Origin of the sequence: Stenotrophomonas sp. T8, from assembly GCF_051853085.1 — a bacterium.
In the GTDB taxonomy this organism is placed as follows: Bacteria; Pseudomonadota; Gammaproteobacteria; order Xanthomonadales; family Xanthomonadaceae; genus Stenotrophomonas; species Stenotrophomonas sepilia.
This window is the reverse complement of the sequence record NZ_CP195329.1, coordinates 2,596,333-2,620,106: the sequence shown is the minus strand read 5'-3', so window position 1 is coordinate 2,620,106 and position 23,774 is coordinate 2,596,333. Positions and strand designations below refer to the sequence as shown.

The 23,774-nt window shown below is 66.7% G+C and carries 20 protein-coding genes and 2 tRNA genes; 11 read left to right on the top strand and 11 right to left on the bottom strand.

Going from position 1 to position 23,774, the window contains the following annotated elements; genetic code table 11:
• Nucleotides 1-49: 49 nt before the first annotated feature.
• A complete protein-coding gene (gene cysS, locus ACSDHM_RS12305) occupies nt 50-1,426 on the bottom strand; it encodes a cysteine--tRNA ligase (RefSeq protein ID WP_072168397.1) in 1,377 nt (458 codons plus the stop codon).
• A gap of 187 nt (nt 1,427-1,613) precedes the next feature.
• Between cysS and ACSDHM_RS12300 the strand changes: the two genes are divergently transcribed.
• The 11 genes from ACSDHM_RS12300 (at nt 1,614) to ACSDHM_RS12250 (ending at nt 12,988) form a co-directional block, all read left to right on the top strand.
• On the top strand, nt 1,614-2,177 hold the full coding sequence (locus tag ACSDHM_RS12300) for a hypothetical protein (RefSeq protein WP_111176208.1): 564 nt from the start codon (nt 1,614-1,616) through the stop codon (nt 2,175-2,177).
• Nucleotides 2,178-2,495: 318 nt separating this feature from the next.
• Nucleotides 2,496-3,506 carry an N-acetylornithine carbamoyltransferase gene (locus ACSDHM_RS12295; RefSeq protein WP_439426303.1) on the top strand — a complete coding sequence of 337 codons (1,011 nt, stop codon included), beginning with the start codon at nt 2,496-2,498 and terminating at the stop codon, nt 3,504-3,506.
• Between the two features lie 67 nt (nt 3,507-3,573).
• Complete coding sequence (locus ACSDHM_RS12290; RefSeq protein ID WP_072168394.1) at nt 3,574-4,770, top strand: argininosuccinate synthase; 1,197 nt, start codon at nt 3,574-3,576, stop codon at nt 4,768-4,770.
• Nucleotides 4,771-4,922: 152 nt separating this feature from the next.
• A complete protein-coding gene (locus ACSDHM_RS12285; protein WP_049412643.1) occupies nt 4,923-6,011 on the top strand; it encodes an acetylornithine deacetylase in 1,089 nt (362 codons plus the stop codon).
• Nucleotides 6,012-6,087: 76 nt separating this feature from the next.
• Nucleotides 6,088-7,416 carry an acetylglutamate kinase gene (locus tag ACSDHM_RS12280; protein WP_061478039.1) on the top strand — a complete coding sequence of 443 codons (1,329 nt, stop codon included), beginning with the start codon at nt 6,088-6,090 and terminating at the stop codon, nt 7,414-7,416.
• A 3-nt stretch (nt 7,417-7,419) separates the two neighbouring features.
• Nucleotides 7,420-8,022, top strand: a complete 603-nt coding sequence (locus ACSDHM_RS12275) for a GNAT family N-acetyltransferase (RefSeq protein ID WP_012480827.1) — start codon at nt 7,420-7,422, stop codon at nt 8,020-8,022.
• The gene (gene argC / locus ACSDHM_RS12270; RefSeq protein ID WP_072168393.1) at nt 8,019-8,972 is read left to right on the top strand and encodes an N-acetyl-gamma-glutamyl-phosphate reductase; all 954 of its coding nucleotides are present in this window, start codon (nt 8,019-8,021) and stop codon (nt 8,970-8,972) included. Before ACSDHM_RS12275 ends, argC begins: the two co-directional genes overlap by 4 nt.
• A 20-nt stretch (nt 8,973-8,992) precedes the next feature.
• Nucleotides 8,993-10,288, top strand: a complete 1,296-nt coding sequence (gene argH, locus ACSDHM_RS12265) for an argininosuccinate lyase (RefSeq protein ID WP_439426302.1) — start codon at nt 8,993-8,995, stop codon at nt 10,286-10,288.
• Nucleotides 10,288-10,551 (top strand): YciI family protein, encoded by a 264-nt coding sequence (locus ACSDHM_RS12260; protein WP_072168391.1) that lies wholly within the window; start codon nt 10,288-10,290, stop codon nt 10,549-10,551. The genes argH and ACSDHM_RS12260 overlap by 1 nt, the downstream gene beginning before the upstream one ends.
• 11 nt (nt 10,552-10,562) lie before the next feature.
• Nucleotides 10,563-11,720, top strand: a complete 1,158-nt coding sequence (gene proB, locus ACSDHM_RS12255) for a glutamate 5-kinase (protein ID WP_072168390.1) — start codon at nt 10,563-10,565, stop codon at nt 11,718-11,720.
• Nucleotides 11,717-12,988 carry a glutamate-5-semialdehyde dehydrogenase gene (locus tag ACSDHM_RS12250; protein ID WP_072168389.1) on the top strand — a complete coding sequence of 424 codons (1,272 nt, stop codon included), beginning with the start codon at nt 11,717-11,719 and terminating at the stop codon, nt 12,986-12,988. Before proB ends, ACSDHM_RS12250 begins: the two co-directional genes overlap by 4 nt.
• A gap of 79 nt (nt 12,989-13,067) precedes the next feature.
• Here the strand turns inward: ACSDHM_RS12250 and pgaD are convergent, their stop codons facing one another.
• The 10 genes from pgaD to ACSDHM_RS12200 form a co-directional block, all read right to left on the bottom strand.
• Entirely contained in the window at nt 13,068-13,538 is a 471-nt protein-coding gene (gene pgaD / locus ACSDHM_RS12245; protein WP_072168388.1) for a poly-beta-1,6-N-acetyl-D-glucosamine biosynthesis protein PgaD, read from the bottom strand.
• A complete protein-coding gene (gene pgaC, locus ACSDHM_RS12240; RefSeq protein WP_061478032.1) occupies nt 13,535-14,791 on the bottom strand; it encodes a poly-beta-1,6-N-acetyl-D-glucosamine synthase in 1,257 nt (418 codons plus the stop codon). The genes pgaD and pgaC overlap by 4 nt, the downstream gene beginning before the upstream one ends.
• A 1-nt stretch (nt 14,792) precedes the next feature.
• Complete coding sequence (gene pgaB / locus ACSDHM_RS12235) at nt 14,793-16,679, bottom strand: poly-beta-1,6-N-acetyl-D-glucosamine N-deacetylase PgaB (protein WP_072168387.1); 1,887 nt, start codon at nt 16,677-16,679, stop codon at nt 14,793-14,795.
• A gap of 1 nt (nt 16,680) precedes the next feature.
• On the bottom strand, nt 16,681-18,708 hold the full coding sequence (pgaA, locus tag ACSDHM_RS12230) for a poly-beta-1,6 N-acetyl-D-glucosamine export porin PgaA (protein ID WP_353762322.1): 2,028 nt from the start codon (nt 18,706-18,708) through the stop codon (nt 16,681-16,683).
• Nucleotides 18,709-19,050: 342 nt separating this feature from the next.
• Nucleotides 19,051-20,256, bottom strand: a complete 1,206-nt coding sequence (locus ACSDHM_RS12225) for a CynX/NimT family MFS transporter (protein WP_072168385.1) — start codon at nt 20,254-20,256, stop codon at nt 19,051-19,053.
• 222 nt (nt 20,257-20,478) lie between these two features.
• Nucleotides 20,479-20,555, bottom strand: a tRNA-Pro gene (locus ACSDHM_RS12220).
• Nucleotides 20,556-20,695: 140 nt separating this feature from the next.
• Nucleotides 20,696-20,772: transfer RNA gene (locus ACSDHM_RS12215), tRNA-Pro, on the bottom strand.
• Nucleotides 20,773-20,827: 55 nt separating this feature from the next.
• Nucleotides 20,828-20,944, bottom strand: coding sequence for a cytochrome bd-I oxidase subunit CydX (gene cydX, locus ACSDHM_RS12210; RefSeq protein ID WP_021204639.1), 117 nt, complete (start codon nt 20,942-20,944; stop codon nt 20,828-20,830).
• Between the two features lie 53 nt (nt 20,945-20,997).
• Nucleotides 20,998-22,149 (bottom strand): cytochrome d ubiquinol oxidase subunit II, encoded by a 1,152-nt coding sequence (cydB, locus tag ACSDHM_RS12205; RefSeq protein ID WP_069139781.1) that lies wholly within the window; start codon nt 22,147-22,149, stop codon nt 20,998-21,000.
• A 15-nt stretch (nt 22,150-22,164) separates the two neighbouring features.
• Entirely contained in the window at nt 22,165-23,754 is a 1,590-nt protein-coding gene (locus ACSDHM_RS12200) for a cytochrome ubiquinol oxidase subunit I (protein WP_053501033.1), read from the bottom strand.
• Between the last annotated feature and the right edge of the window lie 20 nt (nt 23,755-23,774).

Here is a 23,774-nt window from a genome sequence, read left to right as displayed (position 1 = left end):
TCTCTACGGTGGGGGCGTGGCCGGCGGACCGGCCACGGGGCAGGGCAGGTCAGCTGCGCTTGCGCGACCAGCGAACGCCCTGCGGGGTGTCATCCAGCACGATGCCTTCGGCGGCCAGCTGGTCGCGGATGGCGTCGGCACGGGCGAAATCGCGTGCCTTCTTGGCCGCGGCGCGCTCGTCGATCAGGCCCTGGACGCGGGCATCGTCGTCCTCGTCGCCCGCTGCGGTGCCGAACCACTGCGCCGGGTCGGCCTGCAGCAGGCCCAGCACCAGGCCCGCACCGAGCAGCTCGCCCTTCAGGCGTGCCTGTTCGGCCGGGTCGGTGGCACGACGCGCGTCGGCGGCGATGCGGGCCACTTCGGCCAGCGCCTGGGGTGTGTTGAGATCGTCGTCCAGGGTCGCTTCGACGCTGGCGGGGATCACTGCCGTGGCCTCGATCGACGCCAGTTCGCGCAGGGTGCCGTACAGGCGGTCCAGGGTGCGCACCGATTGTTCGATCAGCGCATCAGACCAGTCCAGCGGCTGCCGGTAGTGGGCCGACAGCAGGGCCAGGCGCAGCGCCTCCGGCGGATGCTGGCGGACCAGGTCGTGTACGCGCTCGATGTTGCCCAGCGACTTGCTCATCTTGGCGCCGCCGAAGTTGAGCATGCCGTTGTGCAGCCAGAAACGGGCGAAGATCCTACCTCCGTGGGCGCATTCGCTCTGCGCGATCTCGTTCTCGTGGTGCGGGAACTGCAGGTCGACGCCGCCGGCGTGGATGTCGATGGTCTCGCCCAGGTGGGCTGCGGCCATCGCCGAGCATTCGATATGCCAGCCCGGACGACCCCGGCCCCACGGCGATTCCCAGCCGGGCAGGTCGTCGCTGGACGGCTTCCACAGCACGAAATCACCCGGGTCGCGCTTGTACGGGGCCACGTCGACACGGGCACCGGCCAGCATTTCTTCCGGGTCACGGCGCGAGAGCTTGCCGTAGCCGTTGAAGCTGGCGACCGCGAACAGTACGTGACCCTCGGCGGCGTAGGCATGACCATTGGCGATCAGCTGCTCGATCATGGTGATGATCTGCGGCATGTGCGCGGTCACCTCCGGCTCGATGTCCGGCGGCACCACGCCCAGCGCGGCCATGTCTTCACGGTAGGCGGCGGCGAACTTGCCGGTGATGGTGCTGATCGGCACGCCCTGCTCGCGCGCAGCGGCGTTGATCTTGTCGTCCACGTCGGTGATGTTGCGGGCGTAGCGCAGCGCGCCGAAACGGCGCCGCAGCAGATCGGCCAGCACCCCGAACACCACTGGGCCACGGGCGTTGCCGATGTGCACGTAGTTGTAGACCGTGGGGCCGCACACATACAGGGTCGGACAGGCCGGGTCGAGCGGAGTGAACGGTTCGAGCTGGCGAGTCAGGTTGTTGTGCAGGCGCAGGGTCATGGGGCTGTGGCTGGGGGACAAGCCTGTGATTTTAGAACGTGTCGGCCCCCTTTGGGGCACTGGCTGCCACCGGTGGACGCCGGGTCCATCCTGGGTGGGGTGGGCAGGAGCAGCGTGGACGGGTAATGTTCAGCCCCTTGCGCTCGCCACTGCCTACACTATTGCCGTGTCCTTGCTCCCGTCGCCAATGAAATCCACCGCGTTGCTGACCCTGGCCTGCCTGTCGGCGCTGCCCGCCGTGGTGCTGGCCCAGGAGGCCGAGCCCCGCAACCGGGTGGTGATCGTGGAGAACGTGAAGTTCGACTACGCCCAGGTGCTGAACGTCGAGCCGGTGTTCCAGACCCTGCGCGCGACCCGCACCGAGGAGCACTGCGAGCCGGTGTCGACACGGACCCTGGCCCCGGTGAACGTGACCGGCGAGGAGCCGGTCGAGGACAAGGGCCGGATCAGCCGCTTCTGGGATTCGGTGCGCTCGATGTTCAAGCGCAGCGACGAGGAGCCCTCCGAAGAGGCCGGCCCCGAAACGCCGGCCCCAGCGCCTGCCAACAATGGCCCGATGCTGACCCGCGACTGCCGCATCGTGCCGGTGGGGCGTGAATTCCGCCGGCCCATCGCCTACGACGTGGACTACGTCTACAAGGGCACCAAGTATCGGTCGCGGCTGCCGGAAGACCCGGGCAACCGGCTCAAGATCCGGGTGTCGATCACCCCCTGGGTCGGTCCGGAGCAGGGCGCCGCCGGCAATCCCTGATTCTGCGACCCCGGCCCCTTGCGCCGGTCACGGCCGCATGCAAAGATATTCGGCCATGAAGCTCACCGACTTCCAGCACGACAGCAGCGCAGCCCGACAGGCGTCTGGCATGACCTCGCGTGCGCGTCGACCGGAACCCCACATTCTCGCTGGGTAACCGGAGCTTTTTGCTGTTCGTCCGAAAAAAACCCAGCCCGCCGGCTGGGTTTTTTCGTTTCCGCGTTCTGAAAGCTGCAACTGCAACCTTTTCGTTTCACCTTTGCTTCCTGTTTTCCCTTCCACCGCGTCGAACCCGGCGCCGCCACGCAAGGAAAGATGATGTCCCCCAAGCACTTCCTGAACACCCAGGACTGGAGCCGCAGCGATCTCGACGCGCTGCTGACCCAGGCCGCGCTGTTCAAGCGCAACAAGCTCGGCGACCAGCTCAAGGGCAAGTCGATCGCGCTGGTGTTCTTCAACCCTTCCATGCGTACCCGCACCAGCTTCGAACTGGGCGCATTCCAGCTCGGTGCCCACGCGGTGGTGCTGCAGCCGGGCAAGGATGCGTGGCCGATCGAGTTCAACCTCGGCACGGTGATGGACGGCAATACCGAAGAGCACATCGCTGAAGTGGCCAAGGTGCTGGGCCGTTACTGCGACATCATCGCGGTGCGTGCGTTCCCCAAGTTCGTCGACTGGGCCTACGACCGCCAGGACATCGTCCTCAACAGCTTCGCCAAGTACTCGCCGGTGCCGGTCATCAACATGGAGACCATCACCCATCCGTGCCAGGAGCTGGCCCACATCATGGCGCTGCAGGAGCACTTCGGTACCCAGGACCTGCGCGGCAAGAAGTACGTGTTGACCTGGACCTACCACCCCAAGCCGCTGAACACCGCCGTGGCCAACTCGGCGCTGACCATCGCCACCCGCATGGGCATGGACGTGACCCTGCTGTGCCCGACCGCCGACTACATCCTCGACGAGCGCTACATGGGCTGGGCCGCGCAGAACGTGGCCGAGAGCGGTGGTTCGCTGAAGATCAGCCATGACATCGACAGCGCCTACGCCGGCGCCGACGTGGTCTACGCCAAGAGCTGGGGTGCGCTGCCGTTCTTCGGCAACTGGGAACCGGAAAAGCCGATCCGCGACCAGTTCAAGCACTTCATCGTGGACGAGCGGAAGATGGCGCTGACCAACAACGGGGTGTTCAGCCACTGCCTGCCGCTGCGCCGCAACGTGAAAGCCACCGATGCGGTGATGGATTCGCCGCAGTGCATCGCCATCAACGAAGCCGAGAACCGCCTGCACGTGCAGAAGGCGATCATGGCCGCCGTTGCCGGGCGCTGATCCAACACTTCAGCCGACCAGCGGTCGGCTCTACCGAATTCCCATCCCCCAAGTGGACCTGATCCCCATGAGCAACAAAGACGTCGTTCTCGCCTTCTCCGGCGGCCTGGATACCAGCTTCTGCGTGCCCTACCTGCAGGAGCGTGGCTACAACGTGCACACCGTGTTCGCCGACACCGGCGGCGTGGATGATGAAGAGCGCGATTTCATCGAGAAGCGTGCCGCCGAGCTGGGCGTGACCAGCCATGTCACCGTCAATGGTGGCCCGGCCATCTGGGAAGGCTTCGTCAAGCCGTTCGTGTGGGCCGGCGAAGGCTACCAGGGCCAGTACCCGCTGCTGGTCTCGGACCGCTACCTGATCGTCGATGCCGCGCTGAAGCGTGCTGCCGAGCTGGGTACCCACATCATCGCCCACGGCTGCACCGGCATGGGCAATGACCAGGTCCGCTTCGACCTGGCCGTGAAGGCGCTGGGTGACTACCAGATCATCGCGCCGATCCGCGAGATCCAGAAGGAACACACCCAGACCCGCGCCTACGAGCAGAAGTACCTGGAAGAGCGCGGCTTCGGCGTGCGCGCCAAGCAGCAGGCCTACACCATCAACGAGAACCTGCTGGGCGTGACCATGTCCGGCGGCGAGATCGACCGTTGGGAAGCCCCGGGCGAAGGTGCGCGTGGCTGGTGCTCGCCGCGCAGCGAGTGGCCGGAACAAGCGCTGACCGTCACCCTGAAGTTCGTCGAAGGCGAAGCGGTTGAACTGAACGGCAAGGCGCTGCCGGGCGACCAGATCCTGGCCCAGCTCAACAAGCTGTTTGCCCCGTACGGTGTTGGCCGCGGCGTCTACACCGGCGACACCGTGATCGGCCTGAAGGGTCGCATCGTGTTCGAGGCCCCGGGCCTGGTCTCGCTGCTGGCCGCGCACCGCGCGCTGGAAGATGCCGTACTGACCAAGCAGCAGAACCGCTTCAAGCCGGACGTGGCACGCAAGTGGGTGGAGCTGGTGTACGAAGGCTTCTACCACGACCCGCTGAAGACCGACATCGAAGCGTTCCTGAAGTCCTCGCAGGCCAAGGTCAACGGCGAAGTGGTGCTGGAAACCCGCGGTGGCCGCGTCGACGCGGTGGCGGTGAAGTCGCCGCACCTGCTCAACACCAAGGGCGCCACCTACGCACAGTCGGCCGACTGGGGCGTGGAAGAGGCTGAAGGCTTCATCAAGCTGTTCGGCATGAGTTCGACTGTCTATGCGCAGGTCAATCGCGGTTGACCTGTGACGGGGGCGCCGGCCGCTGGCCGGCGCCTCGCAGCGTCAATGGAAGGTAGTGCCGGCCGCTGGCCGGCTCGTGGCACGGCTGGATCATTGCGGAGCCGGCCAGCGGCCGGCACTACCGATTTCGAACCCTACGGATATTCAGACACATGCTTGAACAGACGCTCGATCACCTGCAGGCCCTGGTGTCCTTCGACACCCGCAACCCGCCGCGTGCGATCACCACCGGTGGCATCTTCGATTACCTGCGCGCGAACCTGCCCGGCTTCAACGTCGAGGTGATCGACCATGGCGCGGGTGCGGTCAGCCTGTACGCCGTGCGTGGGACGCCGAAGTACCTGTTCAACGTGCATCTGGATACCGTACCGGACTCGCCGCACTGGAGTGCCGATCCGCATGTGATGCGCCGCCTGGACGACCGTGTGGTCGGCCTGGGCGTGTGTGACATCAAGGGCGCCGCCGCTGCGCTGGTGGCGGCGGCCAATGCCAGCGATGGCGATGCCGCCTTCCTGTTCTCCAGCGACGAGGAAGCCAACGACCCGCGCTGCATCGCCGCGTTCCTGGCCCGTGGCCTGCCGTATGAAGCCGTACTCGTGGCCGAACCGACCATGAGCGAAGCGGTGCTGGCGCATCGTGGCATCAGCTCGGTGCTGATGCAGTTCGCCGGCCGTGCCGGCCATGCGTCGGGCAAGCAGGATGCGGCTGCCAGCGCATTGCACCAGGCCATGCGCTGGGGCAATCGCGCGCTGGATCATGTGGAATCGCTGGCCTCGGCGCGCTTCGGTGGACTGACCGGCCTGCGCTTCAACATCGGTCGCGTCGAAGGCGGTATCAAGGCCAACATGATCGCACCGGCTGCTGAGGTGCGCTTCGGGTTCCGCCCGCTGCCGTCGATGGACATCGATGGCCTGCTGGCGACCTTCGCCGGTTTCGCCGAGCCGGAAGCCGCCGTGTTCACCGAGACGTTCCGTGGTCCCAGCCTGCCCGCCGGTGACATCGCCGAGGCCGAGAACCGCCGCCTGCTGGCGCGCGACGTGGCCGATGCGCTGGAGCTGCCGATCGGCAATGCCGTGGATTTCTGGACCGAGGCGTCGCTGTTCTCGGCCGCTGGCTACACCACACTGGTATTCGGCCCGGGTGACATCGCCCAGGCACACACCGCCGATGAGTTCGTGACGCTGGACCAATTGCAGCGCTATACCCACGCCGTGCACCGGATCATCGCCGCCGGCGCCTGATCGACCCTACAACGCCGCCATGCCCCGGGCATGGCGGAACTGCAACGCGGCGACCGCCGCCTGTGACGAAACCGAAATGTCTCCTGCCCTCCAGCCCCACCGCCAGACCCGCCAGACCATCGTGCGCCTGCTTTCCAGCATGGCCAGCGCGAAGGAGATCAGCCAGTACCTCAAGCGTTTCTCGCAGCTGGACGCCAAGCGCTTCGCCGTGGTCAAGGTCGGCGGCGCGGTGCTGCGCGACGATCTCGACGCGCTGACCTCTTCGCTGTCGTTCCTGCAGGAAGTCGGGCTGACCCCGATCGTGCTGCACGGCGCCGGCCCGCAGCTGGATGCCGAGCTGTCGGCGGCCGGCATCGAGAAGCAGACCGTGAACGGCCTGCGCGTGACTTCGCCGGAAGCACTGGCGATCGTGCGCCGGGTGTTCCAGCAGTCCAACCTGCGCCTGGTCGAGGCGCTGCAGCAGAACGGCGCACGTGCCACCTCGATTACCGGTGGCGTGTTCGAGGCCGAGTACCTGGACGTGGACACCTACGGCCTCGTCGGCGAGGTGAAGAAGGTCAACCTGGCACCGATCGAGGCCAGCCTGCGTGCCGGTTCGATCCCGGTCATCACCAGCCTGGGTGAAACTGCCGGTGGCCAGATCCTCAACGTCAACGCCGACTTCGCCGCCAACGAGCTGGTGCAGGAGCTGCAGCCGTACAAGATCATCTTCCTGACCGGCACCGGTGGCCTGCTGGACGAGGCGGGCAACGTGATCGATTCGATCAACCTGTCCACCGAGTACGACCACCTCATCGCGCAGCCGTGGATCCACGGCGGCATGAAGGTGAAGATCGAACAGATCAAGGACCTGCTCGACCGCCTGCCGCTGGAGTCGTCGGTGTCGATCACTCGCCCGGCCGACCTGGCCAAGGAACTGTTCACCCACAAGGGCTCGGGCACGCTGGTGCGCAAGGGTGAGAAAGTGCTGCGCGCCACCGCCTGGAGCGAGCTCGACCTGCCACGGCTGAAGGGCCTGATCGAATCCAGCTTCGGCCGCACCCTGGTGCCGGACTACTTCGAAAAGACCAGGCTGCTGCGTGCCTATGTCAGCGAGAACTACCGCACCGCGGTGATCCTCACCGACGAGGCCGAAGGCGTGTACCTGGACAAGTTCGCCGTGCTCGACGATGCGCAGGGCGAAGGCCTGGGCCGCGCGGTCTGGAACGTGATGCTGGAGGAGACCCCGCAGCTGTTCTGGCGCTCGCGCCACGGCAACCCGATCAACCACTTCTACTACGCCGAGTCCGATGGCTGCTACAAGCAGGACCATTGGAAAGTGTTCTGGTTCGGTGCCGATGGCATCGACCGCATCAAGACCTATGTCGACCACTGCGCCCAGCGCGCGCCGAGCCTGCTGGGGTGAGCGATGAGTCCTCCTGACGTGTGGAACACGGTGCCTACCCTGCGCGGCCAGCACGTGGCGCTGCAGCCGCTGCAGCTTGAGCATGTCCCCGGCCTGCGCGCTGCCCTCGAAGGCAGCGGCCTGGACCAGCTCTGGTACACCCAGGTGCCGTCACCGCAGCAGGTCGAGCACTATGTGCAGGCCGCGCTGCAGGCGCACGCCGAAGGCAAGGTGCTGCCGTTCGTGATCCGCGACGCCGCCGGTGACATCATCGGCAGCACGCGCTTCTACGACATGGATGCCAGCGTGCCCAAGCTCAGCCTCGGCTACACCTGGTACACGCCGCGCGTGCAGCGCACCGGCGCCAACACCGAGGCCAAGCTGTTGCTGCTGCAGCACGCCTTCGAGTCCATGGGCTGCATCAGCGTGGTGCTGGAAACCAGCTGGTTCAACGTCACCTCGCGCACCGCCATCGCCCGCCTCGGCGCCAAGCAGGATGGCGTGCTGCGCAACCACAAGCGGCACGCCGACGGCACGCCGCGCGACACCGTCATCTTCTCCATCATCGATGCGGAATGGCAGGGCGTGAAGCGCCACCTGCAGTACCGCCTGGACAGTCACGCATGAACGATTCGACTTTTACCCTGGGCATCGTCGGTGCCCGCGGCCATACCGGCGCCGAGCTGATCAAGCTGGTGGCCGCGCATCCGCGCCTGAAACTGGCCTTCGTCTCTTCGCGCGAGCGCGCCGGGCAGCGCCTGTCCGACCACCACCCGGAATTCCAGGGCGAGCTGCAGTACGAAAACCTGGACGCCGATGCGGTGGCGGCCAAGGGCGTGGACGCGGTGATCCTGGCCCTGCCCAACGGCCTGGCCGCGCCGTTCGTGGCCGCGCTTGAAACCGCGAAGCCGGACACCGTCATCGTCGACCTCTCGGCCGACTACCGTTTCGACAACAGCTGGTACTACGGCCTGCCGGAGCTGACCCGCGGCCGGTACAACGGCCAGAAGCACATCAGCAACCCGGGCTGCTATGCCACCGCGATGCAGCTGGCGGTGCATCCGCTGCTGGACCTGCTGGCGGGTCCGCCGCAGTGCTTCGGTGTCTCCGGCTACTCCGGTGCCGGTACTACGCCGTCGGACAAGAACAACGTCGAACTGCTGGCCGACAACCTGATGCCCTACGCGCTGACCAACCACGTGCACGAGCGCGAGGTGTCCGTACAGCTGGGCGTGGCGGTCGAGTTCATGCCGCACGTCGCGCCGCACTTCCGGGGCATCACGCTGACCGCCAACCTGTGGCTGAACCGCGTACAGACCCGCGAGCAGATCGTCGAGCGCTTCCAGCAGGCCTATGCCGTTGAACCCTTGATCGAGGTGGTGGACGAAGCGCCGTGGGTCAGCCGCATCGCCGGCCGCCACGGTGCCCAGGTCGGTGGCTTCACGCTCGCGCCGGGCGGCAAGCGCGTGGTGGTGGTGGCGACGCTGGACAACCTGCTGAAGGGCGCGGCCACCCAGGCCATGCAGAACCTCAACCTCGCGCTGGGCATCGACGAACTGACGTCGATCCCGCACTGAACACGCCTTCCGGAGCCCCCATGGCAGACCTTCTTTGGCAGAAGCCCGGCGTCGCTGTCGACGCCCGGATCCAGTCCTTCCTCGCCGGCGACGACGTGATCCTCGACCGCGAGTTCTTCCTGCATGACATCGCTGCCAGCGCCGCGCATGCGCAGGGCCTGCAGCACATCGGCATCCTCAGTGCCGATGAGCTTGCCGGACTTCTGCGCGAACTGGAGATCCTGGCGCAGGACTTCCGCGAAGGCCGCTTCGTGCTGGATACGCAGTACGAGGATGGCCACTCGGCGATCGAAGCGCGCCTGACCGAACGCCTTGGTGATGCGGGTCGCAAGATCCACACCGGCCGCAGCCGCAACGACCAGATCCTGGTCGCCACGCGCCTGTGGCTGAAGGAGAAGCTGCAGCGCGTTGCCCAGCTCAGCACCGAAGTGGCAAAGGTCGCGCTGGACCGCGCGCAGGCCGAGAAGGACCTGCCGATTCCCGGTTATACCCACATCCAGCGTGCCGTGGTGTCCTCGGCCGGCATGTGGTGGGCGGGCTGGGCCGAGGCCTTCATCGACAACGCCATCCGCGCCCGTGACACCCATGCACTGGTCGATGCCAATCCGCTCGGCACCGCCGCCGGCTACGGCGTGAACCTGCCGCTGGACCGCGAGCACACCACCGCCGCGCTGGGCTTCGCGCGCATGCAGGTCTCGCCGATCTACGCGCAGCTGTCGCGCGGCAAGTTCGAGCTGGCCGCGCTGGAAGCGCTCGGTGGCGCCACGCTGGACCTGCGCCGCATTGCGTGGGACCTGTCGCTGTTCACCAGCGCCGAGTTCGGCTTCGTCGCGCTGCCGGCGCAGTACACCACCGGCAGTTCGATCATGCCCAACAAGCGCAATCCGGATGTGATCGAGCTGATGCGCGCCACCCACGCCAGCGTCGCCGCTGCGCGCACCGAGATCGAGCAGCTGCTGTCGCTGCCGTCCGGCTACCATCGCGACCTGCAGTCGTCCAAGGGTGCCATCTTCCACGGCTTCGGCCGTGGCCTGGCCGCGCTGGAGCTGCTGCCGGCGCTGCTGGCCAACCTGGAATGGCGCGACGACAGGCTGCGTGCGGCGATCGATTCGGGCATGTATGCCACCGACGTGGCGGTGGAAGCGGCCGTGGCCGGTGTGCCGTTCCGCGAGGCCTACAAGGCGGCTGCGGCCGGTGCCGACAGCGCAGGGCAGGGACGCACGCCGGAAGGCAGCCTGGCTGCGCGTGTATCGCCGGGCTCGGCCGCTGACCTGCGCCTGGACGAACTGCGCGCGCGCTGGCAGGCGCTGTCCTGATGGCGGGCACGGTCTACCTGGTGTTGGCCATGCGCCGGTCGGACTTCAACGATGCAGCGGTGCAGCCGCATCGCGATTTCCTCGATGCGTTGCAGGCGCAGGGCAAGCTGCAGCTGACCGGTGGCTTCGCCGATGGCAGCGGTGGCGCCTACGTGCTGTGCAACGTGGACAGCCTGGCGCAGGCGCAGGCCATCGTCGCCACCGATCCGCTGGTGACGATGCAGGCCTCCGACCTGACCGTGCACGAATGGAACACCCGCTGAGAGCCTGACCGATGATCCAGCACGCTGCCCATGTCGCCTCGCCGTTCCCCGAACAAGCGCTGCCGCCGTGGCGGCGTGCGGTACTCAAGGTTGGCAGCAGTCTGCTGGCAGCCGATGGCGGCGGCCTGTCGCCACGCCACGCGCTGGGCCTGGCGCAGTTCGTCTCAGCCAATGTCCTGGCCGGGCGCGAGGTGGTGATCGTGTCTTCCGGCGCGGTCGCTGCCGGGCGCGCAATCCTGCCTCGGGCCGATGAGCCTGGCGCGGCGATGGCGGCGAGGCAGGCCCTGGCCGCGCTCGGCCAGGCACAGCTGATCGGGCTCTGGCAGCGCTTCTTCGAGCGCCCGGTGGCGCAGGTGCTGCTGACCCACGACGACCTGCGCAACCGCCGCCGCTACCTCAATGCACGCGCCACGTTGAGTGAACTGTTGCGCCTGGGCGCATTGCCGGTGGTCAACGAGAACGACACCGTGTCGGTGGATGAGCTCAAGCTCGGCGACAACGACAACCTGGCTGCCACCGTGGCGGCGCTGGTCGACGCCGATGCGCTGTTCATCGCCACCGACATCGATGGCCTGTACAGCGCCGACCCGCGCACCGTGGCCGATGCGCGGCCGTTGCACGACGTGCCGGAGCTGGGTCACGAGGTGCTGGCGATGGCGGGCGGCGCCGGCTCGCGCGCCGGTACCGGCGGCATGAGGACCAAGCTGGAGGCGGCGGCGAAGGCCGGGCGCCTGGGCATCGAAACCTATCTGTTCAATGGCCGCAGCGGTGACGTGGTGCGCGCGCTGGCGCAGGATCGCCTGTTCGGCACCCGCATCCATGCCGCACGCAGCCGCGAGGCCGCCCGCAAGCACTGGCTGCGGCATGCACCGCTGGCCGAGGGCGTGATCGTCATCGATGCCGGTGCGGCACAGGCGATGCGCGAGAAGGGCGCCTCGCTGCTGCCCGGTGGCATCACCGGTGCAGAGGGCGTGTTCCGCCGCGGCGATATGGTACAGGTGTGCTGGAACGCGCCGCAGGGCCGTGTCTGCGTGGCCCGTGGCGTCAGCCAGTATGCTGCCGACGACGTACGCCGGATTGCCGGCCACCATTCGCGCGACATCCAGGCCGTGCTCGGCTACAACTACGGCGGCAGCGTCGTCCATCGCGACGACCTGGTGCTGCCATGACCGGATTGAAGGACACACCGATGAGCGAGATCGAAGCGCAGGCGCGTGCCTGCCGTGATGCGGCGCAGATCGTTGCCGGCCTGGACAGTGCGGCACGACGCACGCTGCTGCTGGCGATGGCGCAGGCGCTGGAAGTGAATGCAGGGTTGATCCTGGCCGGCAATGCACGTGACCTCGCCGCCGCGCGCGAGAAGGGCGTGGGCAGCGCCATGCTCGATCGTCTGGCACTGGACCCGCCGCGCCTGTTCGCGATGGCCGAAGCCGTGCGCGAAGTGGCTGGATTGCCAGATCCTGTCGGCGAGGTCACCCGCGATGACGTGCGCCCGAACGGCATCCGCGTGCAGAAGGTGCGCGTGCCGCTGGGCGTGATCGCGATGATCTACGAGGCGCGCCCGAACGTGACCGCCGAAGCCGCGGCGCTGTGCCTGAAGGCGGGTAACGGCGTGATCCTGCGCGGTGGTTCCGAGGCAATTCACTCCAACACCGCGATCGCGCAGGCACTCGCCGGTGCGTTGAAGGCCAACGGGGTACCGCCGGCCGCCGTGACCGTGCTGACTGACCTGCGCCGCGAGGCGATGCTGGAACTGCTGCAGCTGCATGAGCTGATCGACCTGGCGATTCCGCGCGGTGGCGAAGGCCTGATCCGTTTCGTTGCCGAGCATGCGCGGGTGCCGGTGATCAAGCACTATAAGGGTGTCTGTCATCTGTTCGTGGATGCCAGCGCCGACCTGGGCAAGGCCATCGACCTGCTGGTGGATGGCAAGTGCAGCCGGCCAGCCGCCTGCAATTCGCTGGAGACACTGCTGGTACACCGTGACGTAGCCGATTCCTTCCTGCCGCGCGTGGCGCAGGCGCTCGGCCAGCGTGGCGTGCAGCTGCGCGCCGATGCGCAGTCGCAGCCGCTGCTGCCGGGCAGCACGGCGGCGACCGAGGAGGACTACGCCGCCGAGTTCCTCGACCTTGTGCTGGCCGTGCGCGTGGTGGACGACCTCGATGCGGCCATCGCGCACATCCGCCGCTATACCTCCGATCACACCGAAGTGATCGCGACCGCAGACGCCGGCCATGCCGAGCGTTTCGTTACTGCGCTGCGCTCGGCGGTGGTGATGGTCAATGCCTCATCGCGCTTCTCCGATGGTGGCCAGCTGGGCCTGGGCAGCGAAATCGGCATTTCCACCACGCGCCTGCATGCCTATGGCCCGATGGGTCTGGAAGCGCTCACTGTCGAACGTTTCGTGGTGCGTGGCGAAGGGCAGACGCGCACATAAGTGGATCCACGCCATGCGTGGATGTTCTTCGCGGCAGACCCCGGTGCCGACCAAGGCCGGCATCCACCGGGCTGTCGGGCTACACCACCTCGCGGCGGATGCCGACCGGGCGTGCGTGATCATCCATGTGCAGCGTGGCGGCCTTGCAGCTCATCAGGCGTTCGGCCAGGCCGGTGCTGGCACCCAGATCGGCGGCTACTTCGTTGAGGCTGGCCAGTGGCCGCGGCAGGCGGCGCTCGCGGCCACGGAAGCGGGCACGGTTGTACTCGGCCCAACCGATCAGCAGCACGCTGGCGCACAACAGCATCAGCGGCAATGCCACCAGCACGTAGGGATCGAACTGGCTTTGCCGTTCGTACAACTGCTGCCAGGCCAGCTGGCCGCCAACCAACCACGAGAACAGTGTCACCAGGGGCGCCCACAGGTAGAAGTAGAAGCCCCAGAACGCCAGGGTGACGAATCCCCAGGCGGTGCGCTGGAAGCGCGGCTGGCGGTGTGGCTTGCGGATCATCCGTGAGTCGAAGCGGTTGGAGGGGCGTTGCGCGTTCATCGGATCCCCCGGTCAGGGCTGGTCCAGGTGGCGCGCTTGCTGCGACGGCGCAGCAGTGTCTTCGGCAGCGCCACCAGGGTGGTGGAAAGGCTGATCAGCCAGTACGCCATCGGGTACCAGATGACCCAGAAATAGTTGCGTCCAATCTGTGTTTCGTAACGCCGGTCGATGATCAGGCTGCTGGCGAACTGCAGCAGGCAGACCAGCGCCAGGATCACGCCATGCCACTGCGGCAGCAGGCTGGCGATATGCAGCTGCGGCGGCAGCTCGATGAACTTGCCCAGTGCCCACAGCAGCACGATGAACAACATGGTGTAGGCCCAGATCACGCTCAGCACGTATTCCAGCAGCACGCCCCACATGCGTCGCTCTTTCCAGTGCAGCAGCGAGCGCGCGTGACGCAGCATCACCTCCACGCCGCCCTGGGCCCAGCGCAGGCGCTGCCGCCACAGGCCCTTGAGGGTCTCCGGCATCAGGATGAAGCACAGCGCATTGGGTTCGTAGCGGATGTCCCAGTGCGCGCGCTGCAGGCGCCAGCTGATGTCGATGTCCTCGGTCACCATGTCATCCGACCACCAGCCCACCTGGTGCAGGGCGGTACGGCGGAAGCCGGCGATCACCCCGGAGATGGTGAAGATGCGCCCGTATACGCGCTGCGCGCGCTTGATCATGCCGATGATCGAGGAAAACTCGGCCACCTGCAGGCGCCCGAGCAGGGTGGAGCGGTTGCGGATGCGCGGGTTGCCGGTGACCGCACCGACCCGGTTGCCGCTGACCAGGTGCCAGACCATCCAGTGCAGCGCATGTTCCTCCAGCATTGCATCGCCGTCGATGCACACCAGGTACTCCGAGCGAGCGGCCAGTGCGCCCATGCGCAGCGCATTGGCCTTGCCCAGGTTACGGTCCAGGTGCAATACGCGCAGCCGCGGGTGCCTTGCCGCCAGCACATCCAGCCGCGCGCCGGTGTCATCGCTGCTGCCATCATCGATGGCGATCACTTCGTAGTCGGCGGGGTAACGCTGGGCCAGCGCCGCAGTGAGTGTGTCATCCAGGTTCTCTGCCTCGTTGTGGCAGGGCACCAGCAGGCTCGCGAAGGGCGGATCGACCATCAATGGAGGGTCGTTGCGCGGCCGCGAGTGGCGTTCGCGCCGGTAGTAGTAGTAGAGGCCGCCGGACATCCAGAAGAACGCCATCACCATCGGGTAGTAGAAGGCGAACTGGAACAGGACCTGCAGCAGCGGATGCATGTCCATGTCACTTCTCCGGGTACGGGAAGGTGCCGGCGGACATCGCCGCGCGGGCATCGCGGGTGGAGGGCTGGTCGGCGATGAAATCGTCCGGGTACCAGGCGAAGTGGTGCACGCCCTGCGCCTGCAACTGGCGGATCTGTGCGCGCAGGCGCTCGGCGGGAATCGGTTGCCCGTTGCGCCAATCGACGGTCTGCAGCTCGAACAGGGTGTGCTGCAGCTGCGGGTCATGTGCGCGTACTGCGGCCAGCAGCTGGTCCAGCCAGCGCTCGGGGTGCTGGCTGCCTTCCATCCACGGCATCGCCATCAGCGCGGTCTGGTCATAGGCCTTGTTGAACAGGTCCAGGCGCTGCGCGAACCAGGCCTCGCTCTGCGGGCGGAGCACCGGCTCAGCGTACAGGTTGCGCACGGTGGCCAGTTTCGGGCGCCAGCGTTGCGCGCTGTCGCGCAGCGCCAGGGTGAAGCTGATCAGCGCCTGCGTGCGCGCGCTGCCATCGCCCCCGGCTGCCAGTGTCGGCAGCTCGGTGTCGCGCAGGTAGCCGTCGTCATGGAACAGCAGGCCTTCAAAGTAGGAATTGACCGCCAGGTCCTCGTAGATGTCGAGCATGATCTGGCGGGCCTTCGGGTTGGTGAAGTCCAACCGGTACATGCCATCGGGATCGCCGTTGCGGATCGCCAGCGCCTTGCGCTGCGCCAGGTCGGGCAGCTCGAAGCCAAGCACCGGCAGCCATGCGTAGACCTTCACGCCGGCGCGGGATTTCAGTTGCCAGGCGACGCGGCTGAACAGGTCCGCCCGCATCGGCATGTGACGGTTGGGGAAGTACAGCGCATCGGCAGTGTTGTTGCCGTCCGGATCGGCGAATGCCTGCAGGTAGACGTGCGTCGGCGCGATGCGCTTGACCCGTTCGACCAGCGCATCGAGGTTGCGTGCCTGCTGCGTCGGGTCTGCGTCGTAGACATCATCCAGGTCGATCTGCAGGGCACGGATGCCATCGAGCGCGACATCGCGGCGCAGCTCGTAGGCCAGCCCTTCCACGGTCGGGTTGTCGCTGACCAGGAAGCGCGCCAGACCATGCAGGTCGCTGGCCACCGGCGTGCTGCGGCCCTCCAGATCGAAGGACACCGGCATGCCCAGCTGTTCGGCGATGTCGTTGCTCAACTGGTTGTAGGCGGCGTATGGCCAGACGATGGCGCGCGGGCGCACGCCCAGGTGCTGCTTGATGCGCTGCACGCTGCGCGAGAGATCGGCGCGCAGGCGCTGCTCATACTGCGTTTCAGTCTCGTACCTGTGCGTGGCCGGGCTGTAGATGCGGGTGACCACGGCGGGCGTTGAATTGCCCTGTGGATTGGCGAGCACGCCGTGGTGCAGGTCGTCGGTGTGGCTGGCCACTTCGATCAGGCCGCTGTCGTGCATCTGCTTCAGCTGCGCCCAGGTGACGAAGTCATCGCGGCCGAACGGCCGGTAGCCGTAGTCGATGGTGCGGCCCGGAGCCATGTCCACGTAGTCGGTGATCACCGCCACCAGCGCCGGGTAGCGGTAGGCCTGCAGCAATGGGAAGGCCTTGTCGTAGACGCTGCGCAGGCCGTCATCGAAGGTCAGCAGCACAGGCTTGGGCGGCAGCGTGGCCCGCCCCTGCGAGGCATCGATCACCTGCGACAGCGAGACCGGGTGATAGCCATGCGCGCCCAGCCAGTCCAGGTGTGCGGCAAAGTTCTGCGTGCTCACCGCATAGGTATCGGCATCGCCCTTGGCCGCGACCTGGTCGCGGATGTCGTGGTAGCTGAGGATCAGCAGGCCATTGTCGATCGCATCGAGATGCGCGGCCTGCTGCGCCAAGGCCGGTGGCGTGATGGCCAGCAGCAGGAGCACGATCAGTCGCAGGAAGCAGGCCATGTCAGTCTCCCCAGCGCAGTGCGGCTTCGAAGCCGATATGACGCTCGCGGTGGCCGTCGTAGACCGGCCGCGACCAGCGCACGCCGTACTCGAACACGCGGCCCGGGCCCAGCTGCCATTCGTGCATGTACGACACCGACGGCACCAGCGCACTGCCGAAGCCGTCCTGCCAGTAGTCGCCCAGCGAGACCGTCAGCCGGTGGCGGAAGTGGCGTTCGTAGTGCCGCCACAGCTGCTGGTCGATGCGCAGCCCGATCTCGACCATGCGGTCGCGCTTCGGGTTGAAGTAGGGCGCATCGTCGCGGCTGCCACGACTGGTGTAGGCACTGGCGAGGCCATCGATCAGCCAGCGCGGGCGGGTCAGCAGGCGCTGTTCAAGGCGGGTGCTGAACAGTTCGCGGTGGTTGCCATCGTCATAGCGGAAGCGGCTGGCGCCGAACGTCCAGTGGGTGAGCTCGCTGCGCCGGTAGTCCACCTGTGCGCTCATGCTGTCGGCGGTGATGCCGGCCGCGCGCGCCTGCATCGAGGCTTCTGGATCATTGCGCGCGGCCACCAGGCCGGCGTGCCAGTAATCGTTGAACTGCCAGCCGACGCCGGCCCGCAGGCCGGTATCGCCGATGTGGTCGTTGGCGCGCAGGACGGCCGCTTCCGCATCCAGCTGCCCGAAGCGGTAGCGCACGCCCGCACCCAGCCACAGGGGATCGATGCGCTGGTCCTGGAAATCGGTCGAGCGCCGGTCGGCCAGGGCGAACAACCGCCAGCGGTCATCAAGGATCGGTGTCTCCACTTCCACACCGTAGTGGCGATCGTTGTTGCCCAGTGGCGAGGTGCCACCGCCACCGGAGCTGCGGCCGATGTCGGTCCATGCCTTCAGCTGCCAGCCGCGATGCGCACGCCAGGCCTGGTCCATGCGTTCGACGGCCGGTTGGGTGGGATAGCGTGCGACCAGGTCATCGTGCAGCGGTCGCGCCAGGTCGTCGCGCTGCAGGGCGACGTAGGCCTCTTCCATGCCCAGCCGCGGTTCGATGTCACGCGGGTCCAGCGCGTGTGCCATCTGCTGTCGCTGCAGTGCCCTGCGTGGCCAGCCGCGCATCATGTAGACGCTGCCCAGCGCACTCTGCAGGCCTCCGTTGCCGGCTGCGATGTCCACCATCGACTCCAGATCGTGCTGCGCAGTGACCAGGTCGCCGCTGTAAGCGCGCACCATTGCCAGGTTGAGATCGGCCTCGTAGCGTGACCAGTTCGCGTACGGTGATTTGCCATTGCTCCAGCGCCACGCCGGCTCCTTGTCGCGCCATGCCTGCAGCAGGTCGATCGCCTTTTCCTGCTGCTCGCTTTCCAGGTAGGCGTAGGCCAGTTCCGAATGCGAGGCGTCGCGCGCCGGATCGCCAGCGACGGCCGCCTGCAGTACCGGAATGGCTTCTTCCGGGTGCAGGGTGCCCATCAACGAATCGCCCACGGCAGGCAGCACGTAGTCGGGCAGGGTGTGGCCTTCGGCCTGCAGGGCTCGTGCTTCCGCACGCACCTGTACATGGCGGCCCAGCCGGTTGAGCAGGATCAGCCGGTCCATGCGGATGCGCAGTGGCGCCTGCGAGGGTGGGGTGCCTTCGCCGCCAACGTAGCGCTGCATGCGCGCCAGGGTCGACTCGGCTTCTTCCAGGCGGCTGTCCTCGCTGCTGCTGTAGGCCAGGCTCCAGACCACGAGTTTGGCCAGGTAGTCGCCTTCCAGGCGCTGCTTCTGGGCGTCGTCGAACAGCTGCGGCCGCTGCTGGTACAGCTCCCAGGCGCGCCAGGCATTGCCGATGTCGCCCAGGGTCAGCACGCGCAGCTTGAACAGCAGATCGTCGTTGGGCTGCTGCTGGCTGGCGCGCTCGATTGCGCCGAGCGCATCCAGCCAACGGGCCTGGTCGCGGTAGCGGCCGATCTCGGCCAGGGCCGCGTCGCGGTCGGTCGGAGCCGCGCCGCTGGCCCAGGCCAGAGCGGTGCATGCGAGGCCGACGCAGAGCGCCAGCCGGCGGTGGACGACCATTGGGGACCCCCTTGGCTTCCGAACCAGACAACCTGTGAAAATGTGACGCAAATCACATGCCAGTATTTGGCGTGGCCGTGGCCTGCGTCACTCCCTTCGTGCATTCCCGCCCATTGAAGACGGATACAACCCGGACAGCGACCTGCAATGTCTTGTCTGAAACGAGAGTCCCCCGCACACCGAGTGGTGGCCTGGGCGGCGCCGCCGCCCCCATGCCCGATGCCGGCACGCGGCAAGGAAGGGCATTCGTGGGCACTATCCGCCCGCAATTGTCAGTCCGGCGTCAAGATTGCCCGGTGTCTGACGAGCGGTAGGCGGGGCCGTCTGGCGGCCCCGGCCGGGCTACCAGAGATCTTCCAGCTTGCGGGGCTTGCAGGCGACCCACGAAGCGCACAGCATCAGGGTGGCGCAGCCGAACAGGAAGCTGAACGGGAGCGTCCAGCCATTGCTGACGGTATGCAGCCAGCCGACCAGGAACGGGCCCAGGCAGCTGAAGCTGTAGCCCACGCCCTGCATGAAGCCCGACAGCGCGGCCGAGCCGGCCGGGGTGCGGGTGCGCAGGTTGATCAGGGTCAGCGCCAGCGGGAAGGTGGACGGGCCGACGCCGAGCAGGCAGGCCCACAGCAGGGGCGCCTTCATCGGCGCCAGCAGCAGCCCGGTGAAGGCGATCACGAACGAGAAGAAGCCGATCAGCACCAGCGGGAACGGGTTCTGCATGCGTACCGCCATCGACGGAATGACCAGTGACGGCAGCAGGCCCAGTGCCGAGAACACGGCCACCATCACGCCGCCGAACGCGGGCGTGCCACCGGCCTCGACCACGATGCGCGGCAGCCAGGTGAACATCGAATAGGTCATCAGCGAGGTCATGCCGAACATCAGCGTCATGCTCCAGCCCAGCGACGTGCGCCAGACCTTTCCGTGCGGCTGCGCGGTGGGATCGGCGGCGTCGGCCAGCGGCTTCGGTGCGCGCCTGGCCAGCAGCAGCCACGGCAGCGCGGCGGCCAGTGCAAGCAGCGCCCACATGCCCAGCGACACGCGCCAGCCTGCAGCGTTGGCCATCGGTACTGCCAGTAGCGCCGGCAGCATCGTGCCCAGCTGCAGCACGCTGATGTAGAGCGTGCTCATGGTGCCGACCTTGTTGGCGAAGTAACGCTTCACCAGCGGCGGCACCACCACGTTGCCGATGCCCATGCCGGCCAGCGCGATTACCGAGCCCAGCAGCAGCGTGCCGACGTTGCCGGCGCTGGAGCGCAGCAGCAGGCCTGCCATCGCCATCGCCATCGCCAGCAGTGTGGTGCGTTCCAGGCCCAGGCGCCGCGCCAGTGCCGGCGTGGCCACGCCGAACAGCGCGAACGAGGCGGTCGGCAGCATGCCCAGCACGCCGGTCATGGTGGTGCCGAAGCCGAACTGCTGGCCGAGCACGTCCAGCAGCGGGGTGATCGAGGTGACCGCAGTGCGCAGGTTGACTGCTGCCAGCAGGATCGCGGCAAACGCGAGGACGCGACCGTGCAGCAGCGACGGCGAATCGGAAGTGGAGGAACTCATCGATGGTCCTTGCAGGTGTCGCACGCCGCAGCAACGGCATGCAGCGCCGGCATCGGTCTACGCCGAAGCGGCAGGTGGGGGTGGGGGCAGCAGGTGGGCCGGCAGCGCGGCCATTGTACGTGTGCGCTCCGGCAAGGTCCCGTCATGCGGGCGGCCTGGCGCGGGGTACAAAAAAACCCGGAGGACAGTGATGTCTTCCAGGCTTCTTGGTGACCACCGAAGTGGTCGGGGAGACAGGATTCGAACCTGCGACCTCTACGTCCCGAACGTAGCGCTCTACCAGACTGAGCTACACCCCGAAGGGAGCCGCCTATTCTAGCGATTCACCCCGATGGCGGCAAGGGGTGAATGCTGTTTTCTTCACACCGCCGAAGCAGTGCCACCTCAGGGAACAAAAAAGCCTGGATGACTTCACCAGGCTTCAATGCGACCACGTGAGTGGTCGGGGAGACAGGATTCGAACCTGCGACCTCTACGTCCCGAACGTAGCGCTCTACCAGACTGAGCTACACCCCGAAGGAGCCGCCTAAGATACCGTGTGAAGGCCAGGGCGGCAAGGTTTTTTTACAGCTCAGCGACGATTTTCGTTCTCGATGCGGTTCTGCTCGCGGGCTTCGAACCACATGCCGTTGAGGATGGCCACCGTCGAGGCGAGGCCGGCACCGAGAATCCAGGCGAAATACCACATGGTCAATCTCCTTTGTTCAAGGGTGTGCCGACCGTCGGCCGGCACACCGGCAATCAGTAGGCGTTCGGGTTGTTGCCCATCTCTTCGGTGGTGGTCTTGCCCTTCAGCACGCGGTACACCCAGGTGGTGTAGGCGAGGATGATCGGCAGGAACACCGCCGTGGCCAGCAGCATGATCCACAGGGTCAGGTGGCTGGACGAGGCATCCCACACGGTCAGGCTGGAGGTGGGCTGGCTCGAGGACGGCAGCAGGAACGGGAAGATGGCGAAGCCGACGGTCAGGATGATGCCGGCGATGGCCGCACCGGAGGCGATGAAGGCCAGGCCACCACGACGGGCACGCAGCAGCACCGCACTGGCCAGCAGGCCCGCCAGGCCGAGCAGCGGGGCCAGGATCGTGGCCGGCATCGCGCTGTAGTTGCGCATCCAGCCACCGGCGGCGCCGAGTTCGGCGGTCTTCAGAAGCGGATTGGTGGCGCCATCGGTAACCACCTGCGAGGTGATCTGGTAACCCGGCAGGCCGAAGGCCACCCAGGCGCCACCCACTGCGAACAGCACGAAGGCGATGATTGCCGCGATGCTGCCGAAGCGGGCCGCACGATCGGCCACCGGGCCGTCGGTCTTGATCACCAGCATGGCCGCACCGTGGGCGACCAGCATCGACACGCTGAGCAGGCCGGCCAGCAGCGCGAAGGGCATCAGCAGGCCGAAGAACGAGCCGGTGTAGAAGATGCGCATGCTGTCATCGAAATGGAACGGAACGCCCAACAACACGTTGCCCACGGCTACGCCCATGATCAGTGCGGGAATGAAGCCACCGATGAACAGCGCCCAGTCCCAGGTGTTGCGCCAGCGTTCGCTGGGCATCTTGCTGCGGAACTTGAAGCCGACCGGACGCAGGATCAGGGCGAACAGGATCACGAACATCGCCAGGTAGAAGCCAGAGAAGCTGACCGCATACAGCGGCGGCCAAGCGGCGAAGATCGCGCCACCGCCCAGGATCAGCCACACCTGGTTGCCTTCCCAGACCGGGCCGATGGTGTTGATCACCCGGCGGCGTTCGGCATCAGTGCGGGCGACGAAGGGCAGCAGGGTGCCCACGCCCAGGTCGAAACCATCCATCACGGCGAAACCGATCAGCAGGATGCCGAGCAGCAGCCACCAGATCACGCGCAGCGTGGTGTAGTCCAGAAGAATGAAGTCCATCTTGGTTCTCCTGCCTCAGGCCTGGCCGGCGGCGGGCGCCGAGGCATTGTGGGAAGCATGCGGCTGGGGCGACTGCAGCGAAGGCAGCAACTCGTCCGGACCCTTGCGGATCGCCTTGAGCATCAGCTTGATCTCGACCACGATCAGCGCGGTGTAGATCGCGGTGAAGCCGGCCAGGGTCAGCACGATTTCATGCAGGGCCAGGCCCGATGCCGCATAGAAGGTCGGCAGCACGCCATCGACCGCCCACGGCTGGCGACCATACTCGGCCACGAACCAGCCGCACTCGATCGCGATCCACGGTGCCGGCAGCGTCCACAGGGCCAGCTTGAGGAACCAGCGCTTGTCCTGGAAGTTGTTGCGGCACGAGTAGTAGAAGGCCAGCGCGAAGAAGGCGATCAGGTAGAAGCCCAGGCCGGCCATCACGCGGAAGGTCCAGAACAGCGGCATCACGCGCGGCACGGTATCCATCGCCGCCTGCGAGATCTCCTGCGGGGTGGCGTTGAGGATGTCATCGCGGTAGCGCTTGAGCAGCAGGCCGTGGCCCAGGTCCTGCCAGTGGCGGTCGAACATCTCGCGTGCTTCCACGTCGTTCTTGTTCGCACGCAGGCGTTCCAGCGCGCCGTAGGCGAGCTGGCCGCCGCGCACGCGGTGTTCGGCGCGCTCGACCAGTTCCAGGATGCCTGGAATCGGCTGGTTCAACGAACGGGTGGCGATCAGGCCCATCAGGTAGGGGATCTTCACCGCATAGTCGTTCTGGTGGGTGTCCTGGTTCGGGATGCCGAAGGCGGTGAAGTCGGCCGGCGCACGCTCGGTCTCCCACATCGCTTCGATCGCGGCCAGCTTCATCTTCTGGTGTTCACTGGCGGCGTAACCGCTCTCGTCACCCAGCACCACCACCGACAGCGATGACAGCAGGCCGAACGCTGCGGCCACCGCGAACGAACGACGGGCCAGGTCCTTGTGCTTGTTGCGCAGCAGGAACAGGGCACTGATCGCCATCACGAACACCGCACCGGTCACGTAGCCGGCGCTGACGGTGTGCACGAACTTGGCCTGCGCCACCGGGTTGAACACCACCGCCATGAAGTCGACCACTTCCATGCGCATGGTTTCCGGGTTGAACACCGCACCGGTCGGGTTCTGCATCCAGCCATTGGCCACCAGGATCCAGATCGCCGACAGGTTGGTGCCCAACGCCATCAGCCAGGTCACCATCAGGTGCTTGACCTTGGTCAGGCGATTCCAGCCGAAGAAGAACAGGCCGACGAAGGTGGCTTCCAGGAAGAACGCCATCAGGCCTTCGATCGCCAGCGGCGCACCGAAGATGTCACCGACGTAGTGGCTGTAGTAGGACCAGTTCATGCCGAACTGGAATTCCATGACGATGCCGGTGGCGACGCCCATGGCGAAGTTGATGCCGAACAGGACGCCCCAGAACAGGGTCATCCTGCGCCAGATCTCCTTGCCGGTCATCACGTACACGCTCTCCATGATGGCCACCATGAAGGACAGGCCGAGGGTGAGCGGTACGAATAGGAAGTGGTACATCGCGGTCAGCGCGAATTGCAGCCGCGACAGTTCTACGACTGTCTGATCAATCATGGCCTGGCTACCTCGTGGGA

Bases quoted from the DNA above. Each gene is read 5' to 3' on its own strand.
- ACSDHM_RS12295 (WP_439426303.1), top strand. From the start codon at position 2,496: ATGTCCCCCAAGCACTTCCTGAACACCCAGGACTGGAGCCGCAGCGAT.
- argC (WP_072168393.1), top strand. From the start codon at position 8,019: ATGAACGATTCGACTTTTACCCTGGGCATCGTCGGTGCCCGCGGCCAT.
- cysS (WP_072168397.1), bottom strand. From the start codon at position 1,426: ATGACCCTGCGCCTGCACAACAACCTGACTCGCCAGCTCGAACCGTTC.
- pgaC (WP_061478032.1), bottom strand. From the start codon at position 14,791: ATGGACATGCATCCGCTGCTGCAGGTCCTGTTCCAGTTCGCCTTCTAC.
- proB (WP_072168390.1), top strand. From the start codon at position 10,563: ATGATCCAGCACGCTGCCCATGTCGCCTCGCCGTTCCCCGAACAAGCG.
- ACSDHM_RS12275 (WP_012480827.1), top strand. From the start codon at position 7,420: ATGAGTCCTCCTGACGTGTGGAACACGGTGCCTACCCTGCGCGGCCAG.
- ACSDHM_RS12300 (WP_111176208.1), top strand. From the start codon at position 1,614: ATGAAATCCACCGCGTTGCTGACCCTGGCCTGCCTGTCGGCGCTGCCC.
- ACSDHM_RS12260 (WP_072168391.1), top strand. From the start codon at position 10,288: ATGGCGGGCACGGTCTACCTGGTGTTGGCCATGCGCCGGTCGGACTTC.
- ACSDHM_RS12285 (WP_049412643.1), top strand. From the start codon at position 4,923: ATGCTTGAACAGACGCTCGATCACCTGCAGGCCCTGGTGTCCTTCGAC.
- cydB (WP_069139781.1), bottom strand. From the start codon at position 22,149: ATGGACTTCATTCTTCTGGACTACACCACGCTGCGCGTGATCTGGTGG.
- ACSDHM_RS12200 (WP_053501033.1), bottom strand. From the start codon at position 23,754: ATGATTGATCAGACAGTCGTAGAACTGTCGCGGCTGCAATTCGCGCTG.
- pgaA (WP_353762322.1), bottom strand. From the start codon at position 18,708: ATGGTCGTCCACCGCCGGCTGGCGCTCTGCGTCGGCCTCGCATGCACC.
- pgaB (WP_072168387.1), bottom strand. From the start codon at position 16,679: ATGGCCTGCTTCCTGCGACTGATCGTGCTCCTGCTGCTGGCCATCACG.
- ACSDHM_RS12250 (WP_072168389.1), top strand. From the start codon at position 11,717: ATGACCGGATTGAAGGACACACCGATGAGCGAGATCGAAGCGCAGGCG.
- pgaD (WP_072168388.1), bottom strand. From the start codon at position 13,538: ATGAACGCGCAACGCCCCTCCAACCGCTTCGACTCACGGATGATCCGC.
- ACSDHM_RS12290 (WP_072168394.1), top strand. From the start codon at position 3,574: ATGAGCAACAAAGACGTCGTTCTCGCCTTCTCCGGCGGCCTGGATACC.
- cydX (WP_021204639.1), bottom strand. From the start codon at position 20,944: ATGTGGTATTTCGCCTGGATTCTCGGTGCCGGCCTCGCCTCGACGGTG.
- ACSDHM_RS12280 (WP_061478039.1), top strand. From the start codon at position 6,088: ATGTCTCCTGCCCTCCAGCCCCACCGCCAGACCCGCCAGACCATCGTG.
- argH (WP_439426302.1), top strand. From the start codon at position 8,993: ATGGCAGACCTTCTTTGGCAGAAGCCCGGCGTCGCTGTCGACGCCCGG.
- ACSDHM_RS12225 (WP_072168385.1), bottom strand. From the start codon at position 20,256: ATGAGTTCCTCCACTTCCGATTCGCCGTCGCTGCTGCACGGTCGCGTC.